The following is a 12,203-nucleotide window of genomic DNA, read 5'->3' on the forward strand; positions in this document are numbered from 1 at the left end:
ATCGCCCTCGTGGAATCACCCAACAGCCCTTACGGCCGGTCGAGCACGCCGTACGGCGTCCCGCCGCCCGCATCCGATCCGACGCCGCTGCCGCCGCAGAGCCCGCGCCTGGACGCCGGGCGGCTGTGGGCGGGCGGCGTGATGACCGCGGTGGTCGCCGCGCTCACAGCCGTCGTCGCGCTGATGCTCGTCCGCGGTGTGCTCGGCATCGCCGTGTTCGCGCCCGAGGGCGACGGCGCGATGGGCAACGCCACCACGGGAGCGCTGGCGGGCGGCGCCGCCTTCGCGGCGCTCGTGGCGACCGCCCTGCTGCACCTGCTCGTCGCGGGGACCCCGCGCCCCGAGCGGTTCTTCGCGTGGATCGTCGCGCTCGCCACGGCGGTCATGGTGCTGCTGCCCTTCACCGCCGCGGCGTCCCTCCCGGCGAAGATCGGCACCGCGGCCGTCTATCTGGCCATCGGCGTCGCGATCGGATCGCTGCTGTCCTCGGTGGCCCGCAGCGCGGTACGCCGGGGCTGACCGTGCCGTCGGCCCAGGACGCGCCGCCCGACGTACCGCCGGAGGCCTCGTACGGGATCCTGCTCAGCGGCCGCTACCTGCGGATGCTGCTGCTCTCCCTCGTCTTCGGCGTGCTCATCGCGCTGGCCTGCTTCTTCTTCGTGGGACTCCAACACTGGCTGCAGCACGAGGTCTGGACGGAACTCCCCAAGACCTTCGGCTACCGCGAGGCACCCTGGTGGTGGCCGCTGCCGGCCCTCGCGCTCGCGGGACTGCTCCTCGCGCCGATCGTCGCCCGCGCGCCGGGCGGCGGCGGGCACCTGCCGGCGAACGGCCTCGGCGGCGCGCCGATCGGCCCGCGCGAACTGCCCGGTGTGGTCCTCGCGGCGCTCATGACGCTGCCGCTCGGCGTCGTCCTCGGCCCCGAGGCGCCGCTCATGGCGGTGGGCAGCGGCCTCGCGCTCCTTGCCGTACGCCGGATCAAGGGCGCGAGCGATCCGCGGACGGCGACGCTCGTCGCGACCGCGGGGTCCACGGCCGCCATCTCCACGATCCTCGGCGGCCCGGTCGTCGCCGCCGTCCTCGTCGTCGAGGCGGCCGGGCTCGCCGGTGCCCGGCTCGCCGTCCTGCTGCTGCCCTGCCTCACCGCGAGCGCCGCGGGCGCGGTGGTCTTCACCGGCTTCGGCACATGGACGGGGCTCTCCATCGGCGGTCTCGCCCTGCCCACCGTGCCGCCCCTGGTCAACCCCGACGCGGGCGACTTCCTGTGGGGCATCCCGCTCGCCGCGCTCATCGCGGGCGGCATCGCCCTGACCCGGCGTCTGGGCCGGATGACCGGCAAGTGGGCGGGCGGCCGGCACACCGCGGCCCGCACGGTCCTCTGCGCGGTAGCCGTGGGCGGCTGCCTCACCGCGTACGCCCTGCTCACCGGCCGCTCCCCGGAAGAGGCCGCGCTCTCCGGACAGGCGACCCTCGGCCACCTCGCGGCGGACCCGGGCGCATGGTCCGTGGCCGCGCTGCTCGCCCTGGTCGTCTGCAAGGGCCTCGCCTGGAGCATCAGCCTCGGGAGCCTGCGCGGCGGCCCCATCTTCCCCGCCCTGCTGCTCGGTGCCGCCGCGGCCCTCGCCTGCTCGGGACTCCCCGGCCTCGGCACGACCCCGGCGCTCGCGCTCGGCATCTGCGCCGCGGCGACGGCCGTGATGGGCCTGCCGCTGTGCAGCGCGGTGCTCACCGTGCTGCTGATGGGCGAGGACGCCCACGACCAGATGCCGCTGATCGTGCTCGCCGCGGTCGTCGCGCATCTGACGGTGCTGCTGGTCGACCGGGGGTTCCGCGTCCCTGGCAAGGAGCCTGCGTCTGCCGCGTGAGGCGGTGCGTCAACGGAAGGCTCCGCGGCGGCCTGTTCACCGGTCCGCGCCCTCGGCGACGTAGATCACCAGGGTCCGGTCGGGCTGTTCGGCGAGGTGGAAGGCCGTGTACGCGTACTCGACCACCTCGTGCCCGCCCCGCCGGAGCCGCTTCCGCCCGCCGTGCCTGACCTGCACGTCGTACCGGGGCCACCAGGCCCGGACTTCCTGGCTGCCGGACTTCAACTCGTCGATGAGCGTGGTGTAGCGCGGATCTCCGGGATGACGTCCGGCCATGGTCCGCAGCCGGGCGAGCAGGCCCCGCGCCTCCTCCTCCCAGTCGACGACCACGTCGCGGGCCGCGGGGTCGAGGAACGTCCAGCGCGCGAGGTTCGCCGGTGCGACGGGGCCGTCGGTGAGGTGCGGGAAGAGCTCTTCGGCCGCCTGGTTGCAACTGAGCACGTCGTACCGGCCGTTGATGATGAACGCGGGCTGCGGCTGGAGCAGCCGGGGGACGGCCGCGACCTCGGAGGGGAGCGGTTCGGGGTCCTCGTTCGCGGCCTCGGCCGCAAGGGTGTGCCCCGCGAGCCGGAAGAGATGGGCGCGCTCGCCCGGGTCGAGCCGCAGCGTCCTGGCCAGGGATTCGAGCACCTGGTCCGATGCGCGGATGTCCCGGCCCTGCTCCAGATACGTGTACCAAGTCGCGCTGATCCCGGCGAGCAGCGCGAGTTCCTCCCTGCGCAGCCCCGGCGTACGACGTCGGCCGGAGAGCGGCAGGCCAACCTCGGCAGGGGTGACGCGCTCCCGGCGAGTGCGCAGGAAGGCGCCCAGTTCGCGGCGCTGCTCGGGGCCTTGGGGCATGAAGGGTGGCACCTCTGATTCCAGGATGAAGAGATTCTGTATACCAGGATCAGACTCTCGCAGACTGGAATCCCGGTGCCGAGCACGGCGCCGACCGGTGGCCCTTGAAAGGCCGCCGGGGGAGACCAGGAAGAGGGATACCCATGTCGGAAATCGACGGCAAGGTCGTGGCGATCACGGGCGCGGGCAGTGGCATCGGCGAGGCGACCGCGCTGCTGCTCGCCGAGCGGGGCGCGCGGCTCGTCGTGGGCGGCCGCAGGTCCGAGCGGCTCGCGGATCTCGTCGCGAGGATCGAGAAGGCGGGCGGTGAAGCCGTGCACCTCCGCACCGACGTGACCCGGCGGGACGACCTGCACGCCCTGGTGGGTCTTGCCCGCGAACGCTTCGGCCGCCTCGACGTGCTGGTCTCCAACGCGGGGGTCGGAACGATCTCACCGCTCGACGACCTGCGCGTCGAGGAGTGGGACCACATGGTCGACGTGAACATCAAGGGCGTGCTGCACGGGATCGGGGCCGCTCTGCCGGTCTTCCGGGCGCAGGGCGGCGGCCACTTCGTCACCACCGCGTCCACCGCCGCGTTCCGCATCGTGCCGACCATGGCGGTGTACGCGGGGACGAAGGTCGCGGTGCGGGCCATCTGCGAAGGGCTGCGCCAGGAAGCCGGTGACTCGCTGCGGGTGACCACGGTCTCGCCAGGCATGATCGGCACCGAATTCGCCGACGCGTCGAGCAACCCGCGGGTCAGGGCGGAGCTCTCGGCGGCCAGGGACCGCATCGCGATCCCGCCCGCCGCGGTGGCCCGCGCGATCGCCTACGCAATCGGGCAGCCCGCCGACGTCGACGTGAACGAGATCGTCGTACGGCCGACCGCCCAGAGCTAGCCGTTGCCCCCCTGCCTGACGTGCCCCCGGGCCCCGACGGTCCGTACCCGTACGCCGCGTCAGAACCCCACGTCGGCCGGGCGGTAGGTGGGCGGGCGCCGGACGCGGCTCGCCTGTTCGTAGGCGTGGGCCAGGCGCAGCAGGACCGGTTCGCTCCAGGCCGTGCCCATGAAGGTCAGGCCCACGGGCAGGCCGACGGCGAAGCCGGCCGGGACGCTGACCGCGGGATATCCGGCGAGTGCGGCGGGAGTCGACGAGCCGCCGCCGTAGCTGTCGCCGCAGATCAGGTCGATCTTGGCAGGCGGACCCGTGGTCGGCATGACGAGGGCGTCCAGGCGGTACCGGCGCAGCACCGCGTCGATGCCCTCGGCACGCGAAAGCCGGTGGTTGGTGGCCAGTGCCTCCCGGTACTCGCGCTCGCTGAAGTCAAGGCGCTGCACGGCCTCCAGGCCGTCCTGCCGTACGTGGCGAAGTTCGCGGTCGGCGTGCTCACGGTTGAACGCGATCAGCTTCGCGAGGCTGCGCGGGTGGTCGCCGCGCGCCCCGGCCAGGTACGCGTTGAGCGCGCGCTTGATCTCGTACGCCTGCACGACCATCGAGCTCGGCAGGTCTTCTAGGCGCTCGGCGGTGGGGATGTCGGCCGGATCGACGATGGTCGCGCCCGCTTCGCGCAGCGTGGCGATCGCCCGCTCCGCGATCTCGTCCGCGTGGTGGCTGTAGCCGAAGTACACGCCGCGCGATACGCCGATGCGGGCCCCGCGCAACCCGTCCGCGCCGAGGAACCGGGTGTAGTCGCGGACGAAGTGGCCGCGGCTCGCCCTGGTCGCCGGGTCGCGGCCGTCGACCCCGACGAGGGTGCCGAGCAGGATCGCGGCGTCCCGCACCGTGCGCGCGATCGGCCCGACGCTGTCCTGGCTCGGCACCCCGGGGATCACGCCGCCACGCCCGACCAGACCGACGGTCGGCTTGACGCCGACGACGCAGTTCGCGGACGCCGGGTCGATGATCGAGCCGTTCGTCTCGGTGCCGATCCCGGCCACGCACAGACCGGCCGCCGCGGCCGCGGCCGTGCCCGAGCTGGACTCGTTGGGCGAGCGGTCCAGCTTGTACGGATTGCGGGTCTGGCCGCCACGGGCGCTCCAGCCCGCGTGATGGGTGAGCGACATGCCGCCCGCCCACTCGCTCAGATTGGTCTTGCCGAGGATGACGGCCCCGGCCGCGCGCAGCCGGGCGGCGACCGTGGCGTCCGCCGTCGGGCGCAGGCCCTCCAGGGCGAGCGACCCGGCGGTCGTGTGCATCCGGTCCGCGGTCTCCACCAAGTCCTTGAGCAGGACGGGCATGCCGTGCAGGGGCTTGCGGCGATCCCCTTCGGCGTCCAGGCGGCGGGCCTCGCGCAGCGCGTCCGGATTGACCTCGATGACGGCGTTGAGGAGCGGGTCGACGCGCTCGACGCGGTCCAGGAAGTGCCGGGTGAGCCGCTCGGCGTCGAGCCGCCCCTCGGCCATCCTCCGGCGGAGTTCGGTGATGCCGAGTTCGGCGAGGCCCCTGCCGTCCGCTCCGGGGTCCGCGCCGGGACCTTCGGCGGCACGGGCGGGTGAGGGGGCGCCGCCGAGCCAGGGCGCGGCGGCCGCGGCGGTGCCGAGCGCGAGCACCGCGCGACGTGGGGTGGTGTTCCGGTTCATGAGGTGCGGCTCCTGCGGATGAGCGGTCGGCACACGGGACTCGGCATGCACGGCGCGGGCCCTCGCCGTGCGCGGCGGGGCTTCCTCCGTGCGGTGGGGTTTCCGCCGTACGCGGAGAGGCTTCCGCCGTGCGCGGCGGGCTCCTTCCGCACGCGGCGGGCTCCTTCCGCACGCGGTGGAGTTCCCTCCGTACGCACAGCACGCTAGGGGCGCGGACGGCCGCCGCTCGCCCCGGCTGTCCCCCGGATCCACGGTCCCGGCAGCCCCCTGCCCCGCCTGGGGCCAGCCGGAACCCGCGCCCGTACGCCGCATACGTACGCTGGGAGGCATGCGGACGCGACCCACGTTGACCTGGGAGCCCACCGGCGGACTTCCCCCCGCCTCGACCGACCTCGGCGCCGTCGTCGACGCGGTGCGCGGGGGCGGAGTCGTGGTGCTGAGCGGGGCGGGGCTCTCCACGGAGTCCGGCATCCCGGACTACCGGGGCGAGCACGGCTCGCTGCGCAAGCACACGCCCATGACGTACCAGGAGTTCGTCGGCGGCGAGCAGGCGCGGCAGCGCTACTGGGCCCGCAGCCAGCTGGGCTGGCGGGCGATGACGCGGGCGCGGCCCAACGCCGGGCACCTGGCTGTGACCAGGCTTGCGGACGCGGGCCTCGTCACCGGAGTGATCACCCAGAACGTCGACGGGTTGCAGCAGGCCGCGGGGGCGCGGGACGTGATCGAGCTGCACGGGAGCCTGGGCCGGGTGCGCTGTCTGAGCTGCGGTCGCATGAGCGGCCGTACGGAGCTCGACGGGCGGCTGCGGGAGGCCAATCCCGGCTTCGAGGCGGCCGCCGAGCGCTACCGTGCCGCGCGGGTCAACCCGGACGGTGACGTGGACCTGCCCGACGAGGCGGTCCGTGAGTTCCAGGTGGTGGCCTGTGCGGTGTGCGGCACCGGCGTCCTCAAGCCGGACGTCGTCTTCTTCGGCGAGAACGTGCCGCCCGAGCGGGTCACGGAGTGCCGGCGCCAGGTCGACGCGGCGGCCGCGCTGCTGGTGCTCGGTTCCTCCCTGACCGTCATGTCCGGGCTGCGATTCGTGCGGCAGGCGGCCGATTCGGGCACGCCGGTCCTGATCGTCAACCAGGGCCCCACACGCGGTGACCGCTGGGCCACCCACCGGATCGGGCTGCCGCTCGGGCAGGCGTTGGCGGATCTGGTGGCGCGGGTGTGCCCTTGACGTCCCCGACGCCCCTGACGGCTTTCCGCCGGAACCGCCTCCTCCCTGTGCGTGATCGGTAACAGACGTACGGAGAGCGGTTGTTGGCGCGTTTCCCGGTGCAGAATCCGTTCGCCGACGCGAGCCGAGCCGAGTCGAGCTCGGCCGAGAGTTGTCGCGCGGCGGACCACGGGGGAACATCATGAACACAACCGTCTTCAGGACGCGGACGAACAGGCGGAGCAGTTGGAGCGGTCGGAGCCGCCAAAGCGGGAGGGCCTGCGTCCTCGCGGCCGCGGCGGTCGTCGCGGCGCTGGCGACCACGGCTTGCGAGCCGGGTGGGTCCGACGGATCGGACGACGCCAAGCCCACGGACCGGCCGAGCGCGACGGGTTCGGCGGAGCCGAGCGCCGGGGACAGCACCGACGGCAGCAGCGATCCCAGCTCCGACCCCAGTTCCAGCGGCAGCACCGATCCCACCTCGGACGATGGCGGGGACGGCGGCAAGCGCACCCTCCCCGCCTGCGCCCAGGACGCCCTGGCCTTCTCCTCCACGAAAGAGCCCGAGGACGGCAAGGAAGCCAGGCACCTCGTCCTCGTCGTCCAGAACGTCGGTGAGAAGAAGTGTGACGTCTACGGCTATCCCCGGGTACGGCTCGGTGCCGATGCCCGTACGACGGTCCCGGTGATCAAGGACAGCGACCCGGACTCAGGAAAGCCCGTGACCCTTGCTCCGGGCGACGAGGCGTACGCCGCGCTGCTCGTCAACGGCGGCGGACGGGACGAGTACGAGGCGGAGAGCATCACCGTGACCCTCCAGGGCGGCAAGCCCGGCAGCGAGGCGGGCGGGCCGGTGGACGTGCCCATGCCGGTCAAGACGCTGCACGCGGACGACGGCCAGCTCGTGACCTACTGGACGACGGCCTCCGGCTACGCCCTGGACTTCATCATGTCGAAGTAGTCGGACCCGGTGGGGCCAGGTCGGCGTAGTCGGTCCTGGTCAGACCAGGACCACGCAGCCCTGCCGTGCCAGCCGGACCAGCACCGGCAGGGCGGGGTCGACGCCGGTCCAGCGCAGATCCAGCTTTTCCAGCGACGGCAACTCGCTTATCCAGTGCGGGAGTTGGGTGATTCGATTGCCGCGCAGGTCGAGCTGGCGCAGCAGCGGCAGCCCGGCCAGGGGCCCTGGAACCTCGGTGAGCGCGTTGTCGCGGAGGTCCAGGTGACGCAGCGCGTGGAGCCGGTTCACGGACGACGGCAGGCGCTCGACGGCGTTGCCGCGGAGATGGAGCTCGCGCAGCCCGTGGAGCCGGCCGATCGAGGCGGGGAGTCCGGTGAGGTGGTTGTGCTGGGCCCGCAGTTCGACCAGGCCGCTCATCCCGCCGATGGCATCGGGCAGCGCGGGGAGGCGGTTCTCGCCGACGTTGAGGTAGCGCAGTCGGGTCAGGTGCGTGAGTGTAGAAGGGAGTTGGGTGAGGTGGTTGTCGTGCAGGTAGAGGAAATCGGTGAGTTCGGGCAGCAATCCCACTTCCTCGGGGACCAAGGTGAGCGCGTTGTGGCCTAGGTCGAGCGTGCGCAGCCGCTTCAGTGTTCCGATCTCCGGGGAGAGGGAGGTGAGTTTGTTGTCCGCGAGGATCAGCACCTGGAGTCCGGTCCGCTGCCAGACCGACTCGGGCACCTCGCCGAGCCTTTGACGCCACAGGTTCAGCGTGTGCTGCACGGCTCTGCCCCCTTGATCGGCTTCAGTCTTCCATGAGGCGGGTCCCTACTGGAGGCACGTCCTTGAGGCCAGCCCTTGAGGCACGTCAGGGGTAGCCGCCTACGGTAGGTGCCGTCGATCCAGTGCCGTCAGTCCAGCGCCGTCAACGGCGGCCAACCGCAGTGGGAGAGAGATCCGATGCCCGACGAGCCGATGCCCGACGAGCCGATGGAGAAAGATCCGATGCCGGGCCACATGCTCGTGGTCGAAGACCTGATGCTGTTGATGTTCGACGACAAGTCGGGTGTGATCGCCGGTGAGGGCACGTTGTACTACGCGCTCGGGGGCGCGGTCCTCGTCGAGCTCGGACTCGGCGGGCACGTCACGGTCGACGAGCGCGACAAGGGGCTGAACGGCCTGAAGGTGCACGCCGTCGCCGGTGATCCGCTGCCGGATCCGGTGCTGCGGAGCGCCCAGGAGAAGGTCGCGGAGAAGGTCCGCGGCGTACAGACGCTGCTCGTCTCGATCGGCGCCGACCTGCGCGGGACCGTGCTCGACCGGCTCGTGGAGCGCGGCATGCTGCACAGGGAGAGCAAGAAGCGGCTGGGCATGTTCCGTACGGCATCGATCACGGCCGCGGACACCCGGCACAAGGAGGCCCTCGTGGCGGGGGTCCGGGCCGTGCTGGTCGACGGCGAGGAGCCGGATGCCCGCACGGCGGCGCTGATCGGGTTGCTCTCGGCGAGCGGCACGCTGCCGACCCTGCACGCCGTCGTCCCGTGGTCGGGCGAGGTCTACACGCGCGCCAAGGAACTGGAGCGGTCGAGCTGGGGAGCCGAGGCGGTGAACGTCGCCGTGCAGCGGACGGCTGCGGCGAACTCCGCCGCCGGCACCGCGGCCGTCACCACTTAGGGTTGCTCTTCCCGGTCCGGCGCGTCTCTCCCCGACCGGGGCATCACGCCACACGGGAGACGCCGGGGGATGAACATGAGCACGCCGCCATCGCTGTCATCGGGGCCGGGCACGGGCCGTCCTGACGAGTCGTCCTGCCGCATCGGCGTGCTCGTTCCGCTGACCCGGCCCGGCTGGGCCGAGGCAGGTCAACACCTGCTCGCAGGCATGGAGTTGGGCGTATCCGACGTCAACGCCGCCGGAGGCGTCGGCGGGCGGCCGCTCGAACTCGTCGTCCGTGACACGGCCGCCGATCCGGAGAAGGCCGCGGCGGCCGTGGACGAACTGGCGGCGCTGGGCGTGGCCGCCCTGGCCGGTGAGTACCACAGCGTCGTCGCCCGCGCGGCCGCCGCCAGGGCCGACGCGCTCGGCCTGCCCTACCTCTGCTCCTCGGCGGTCCTCGACGCGCTCACCGAGCACCCGACGGAACGGGTCGCGCGCCTCGCCCCGCCGCAGTCACGGGGCTGGCGGACCTACGCCGACTTCCTCCTCGGCGCGGGGCACCGCCGGATCGCCGTGGCGGCCCAGCGGACCGTCTACTGGGAGGCCGGGACTCGTATCCTCCGGGACCACCTGGCCGCACGCGGCGGCACCCTCGTCGAACTCGACGCGAGCGCGCTCACGCCCGCCGCCGTGTGTGACGCGCTGGTGGACCACCGCGCGACGGCCCTGCTCCTCCTGGTCGGCATCCCGGACCCGGCGGTACCGATCGTCACGTCGGTCCGCCGCGACCCGCGCCTCGCCGGGCTGTTGATGGGCGCTCCCGCCGGGCAGCCGGAGTTCGCGGAGTGGGCGGCGGCGCTGGGCGACGACGGCGCAGGCATCCCGTTCCTGCGCTATCTGCCCGAGCGCCTTACCCCGCTCGGCGAGCGCGTCGCGACGGGTCTGCGCGAGCGGTTGGGCGGGGCGCCGTCCTTCGTCGCCTTCGAGGGGTACGACACCGTCGCCGTCCTCGCCGACGTGCTGCGGTCGCAGGGTGCGGACCGGGCACGCATCGCGCAGGCGTGGCCGCACGTCGCGGTCGAGGGCACCCGAGGGAGGATCGAGTTCGCCCGCACCCCGGGCATCGGTGTCCGGCAGTGGACCCGGGCGCCGATCCAGGTCGTCGACCGGGACCCGGCGGAACCGGGCCGCTTCCGGGTCCTGCACGCGGGCTGAGAGGTCTGTCGTCGGCGCTCCGGACCAGGACCGGGACAGATGCGGGCAAGGCCCCCACCAAGGGGTTCGTCCCGGGCCACCGATCAGGTCACGTATTCTCGTACGCACATACGAACGCGCTCGACCGCACCCGTCCTAACCTGCGGAGATGATCAGGCACATGTCGCCACACCCGGCCCGGAGTCTGAGCCGGGTGCTCGAGGACCTCGGCCCCACCCTGCTCGATCTGCTCCACGGCGATCCGGAGCAGGGGAGTGAACTCGGCGGTGTCGGCATCCATGATCCGTACGACGAGCAGCACTACCCCGAGCGCGCCGTCGTCCTCGGCGTCGGCGTGCACGGAGCCGACGCCATCGCCCGCCTCCTGCGCGAACTCGCCGCCGCGGGCGCCGCCGCGCTGGTGGTCCGCGGGCCCGTCGACGACGGCGCCGCGCTCGACGAGGTGGCGGCGCAGACCGGTGTGGCGCTGCTGTCCCTGACGCGCGGGGCCTCCTGGGCCCAGCTCGCGGCCATGCTGCGGACCCTGCTCGCCGAGGGCGACGTGGGGGAGACCGGGCGGCAGACCCTGGGCGGGGTGCCGTCCGGCGACCTCTTCGCGCTGGCCAACGCGGTCGCGACGCTGCTCGACGCGCCGATCACCATCGAGGACAGGCGCTCGCGCATCCTGGCCTTCTCCGGGCGCCAGGACGAGGCCGACCCGGCACGGGTGGCGAGCATCCTGGCCCGGCGGGTGCCCGAGCGCTATCGGCGCCTGCACGAGGAACACGGCGTCTTCAAGGAGCTCTACCGCACCGGGAAACCGGTGTACATCCCGCCGCCGACCCTGGGCGACGAGGTCGCGCTGCCCCGCATGGCGATCGCGGTCCGCGCGGGGGACGAGATCCTGGGATCCGTGTGGGCGGCGCTGCGCAAGCCCCTCACCAAGGAACGGGAGGAGGCCTTCCAGGAGGCCGCCAAGCTCGTCGCCCTGCACATGCTGCGCTTTCGCGCGGGGACCGACGCGGAGTACCGGCTGCGCGCCGACCTGGTGACGACCGCCCTGGAGGGCGGCCCCGGCGCGGCGGGGGCTCTTGGCCGACTCGGGCTCGGCGACGGGCCGCTCCTCGTGATGGCCCTCGGCCTCGAACCGGCGGGGGACGCCGACCACGCCCGGGTCACCGCGGAGCGCCAGCGCCTGTCCGGCGCGCTCGCGGTGCATCTGACGGCGGTCCAGCCGAGGTCCGCCGTCGCACTCCTGGGGGACGTCTCCTACGCGCTGTTCCCGGTGCCGGACGACACCACGGCCGTACGGGAGCGGGCGGTTCAGGTCGCGTCGAACTTCCTGGAGCGCACCGGGGACCAGCTCGGCGCCGTCGTCGGCATCGGCTCGGTGGCGGGCGAGGCGGCGGCGCTCGCCCGGTCGCGGGCCGACGCGGACCGGGCGCTGCGCGTGCTGTTCAGCGGCCGCATCGCCCGGCGGGCCGCCTCGATCGCCGATGTGTACGTCGACGCGCTGCTCCTGGAGATCCGCGACCTGGCGATCGCCAACCGCGACGAACTGTCCGGCCCCATCGCCCGGTTGACGGACTACGACACCCGGCACAACGCCCACCTGGTGGAGACGCTGCGGGCCTGGCTCGACGCGTTCGGCGACGTGATCGCCGCCTCGGCGAGCGTCTTCGTCCACCCGAACACCTTCCGCTACCGGATCCGCCGGGTCGCGGAGGTGGGCCAGATCGATCTCCAGGACCCGTCCGCGCGCTTCGCGGCCATGCTGCAGCTCCGGCTGACGGGCGCGTACGACGGGAACAAGCGCACGGGCTGAATCCGCTCCGCCCGGCAGTTGGGACGCTCGTACGAATCCACGCCGGATGTTGTCCCTCCCGTACGAACTCCGGCCCCCGCATCCTGCCTAGCGTTGTCCTCACCCCACCCCTGGAGGACGCA

At 73.1% G+C, this 12,203-nt stretch carries 11 protein-coding genes; 8 read left to right on the top strand and 3 right to left on the bottom strand.

Translation table 11 applies throughout. From position 1 onward, the window contains the following. The first annotated feature begins 9 nt into the window (after positions 1-9). Together ACIO9J_RS22850 and ACIO9J_RS22855 are read left to right on the top strand one after the other, a co-directional pair. Positions 10-519, top strand: coding sequence for a DUF6069 family protein (locus ACIO9J_RS22850; RefSeq protein ID WP_402002432.1), 510 nt, complete (start codon positions 10-12; stop codon positions 517-519). Further along, positions 516-1,865 (top strand): chloride channel protein, encoded by a 1,350-nt coding sequence (locus ACIO9J_RS22855; RefSeq protein ID WP_402003567.1) that lies wholly within the window; start codon positions 516-518, stop codon positions 1,863-1,865. The genes ACIO9J_RS22850 and ACIO9J_RS22855 overlap by 4 nt, the downstream gene beginning before the upstream one ends. Before the next feature lie 36 nt (positions 1,866-1,901). Here the strand turns inward: ACIO9J_RS22855 and ACIO9J_RS22860 are convergent, their stop codons facing one another. Next, a complete protein-coding gene (locus ACIO9J_RS22860; RefSeq protein ID WP_402002434.1) occupies positions 1,902-2,705 on the bottom strand; it encodes a helix-turn-helix transcriptional regulator in 804 nt (267 codons plus the stop codon). A 143-nt stretch (positions 2,706-2,848) separates the two neighbouring features. Here ACIO9J_RS22860 and ACIO9J_RS22865 point away from each other — a divergent pair, with 143 nt between their 5' ends. Continuing rightward, positions 2,849-3,586 (top strand): SDR family oxidoreductase, encoded by a 738-nt coding sequence (locus tag ACIO9J_RS22865; protein ID WP_402002437.1) that lies wholly within the window; start codon positions 2,849-2,851, stop codon positions 3,584-3,586. 59 nt (positions 3,587-3,645) lie between these two features. Here ACIO9J_RS22865 and ACIO9J_RS22870 read toward each other — a convergent pair whose 3' ends face one another. Beyond that, positions 3,646-5,268, bottom strand: a complete 1,623-nt coding sequence (locus ACIO9J_RS22870; RefSeq protein ID WP_402002440.1) for an amidase — start codon at positions 5,266-5,268, stop codon at positions 3,646-3,648. Positions 5,269-5,596: 328 nt separating this feature from the next. On the opposite strand from ACIO9J_RS22870, the gene ACIO9J_RS22875 reads away from it, so the two are divergent. Beyond that, the gene (locus ACIO9J_RS22875) at positions 5,597-6,490 is read left to right on the top strand and encodes an NAD-dependent protein deacetylase (protein ID WP_402002443.1); all 894 of its coding nucleotides are present in this window, start codon (positions 5,597-5,599) and stop codon (positions 6,488-6,490) included. A gap of 181 nt (positions 6,491-6,671) precedes the next feature. After that, entirely contained in the window at positions 6,672-7,430 is a 759-nt protein-coding gene (locus tag ACIO9J_RS22880) for a DUF4232 domain-containing protein (RefSeq protein WP_402002445.1), read from the top strand. Between the two features lie 39 nt (positions 7,431-7,469). On the opposite strand, the gene ACIO9J_RS22885 is transcribed toward ACIO9J_RS22880, so the two are convergent. Further along, positions 7,470-8,189 (bottom strand): leucine-rich repeat domain-containing protein, encoded by a 720-nt coding sequence (locus ACIO9J_RS22885; protein WP_402002448.1) that lies wholly within the window; start codon positions 8,187-8,189, stop codon positions 7,470-7,472. Between the two features lie 177 nt (positions 8,190-8,366). Here ACIO9J_RS22885 and ACIO9J_RS22890 point away from each other — a divergent pair, with 177 nt between their 5' ends. The 3 genes from ACIO9J_RS22890 to ACIO9J_RS22900 all read left to right on the top strand — a co-directional run bounded on the left by ACIO9J_RS22890 (position 8,367) and on the right by ACIO9J_RS22900 (position 12,081). Continuing rightward, complete coding sequence (locus ACIO9J_RS22890) at positions 8,367-9,080, top strand: GPP34 family phosphoprotein (protein ID WP_402002451.1); 714 nt, start codon at positions 8,367-8,369, stop codon at positions 9,078-9,080. A gap of 75 nt (positions 9,081-9,155) precedes the next feature. Then, a complete protein-coding gene (locus ACIO9J_RS22895; RefSeq protein ID WP_402002454.1) occupies positions 9,156-10,277 on the top strand; it encodes an ABC transporter substrate-binding protein in 1,122 nt (373 codons plus the stop codon). 160 nt (positions 10,278-10,437) lie between these two features. Beyond that, entirely contained in the window at positions 10,438-12,081 is a 1,644-nt protein-coding gene (locus tag ACIO9J_RS22900; RefSeq protein WP_402002457.1) for a PucR family transcriptional regulator, read from the top strand. The last annotated feature ends 122 nt before the right edge of the window (positions 12,082-12,203 follow it).

The organism is Streptomyces sp. NPDC087300 (genome assembly GCF_044744425.1).
Taxonomy (GTDB): Bacteria; Actinomycetota; Actinomycetes; order Streptomycetales; family Streptomycetaceae; genus Streptomyces.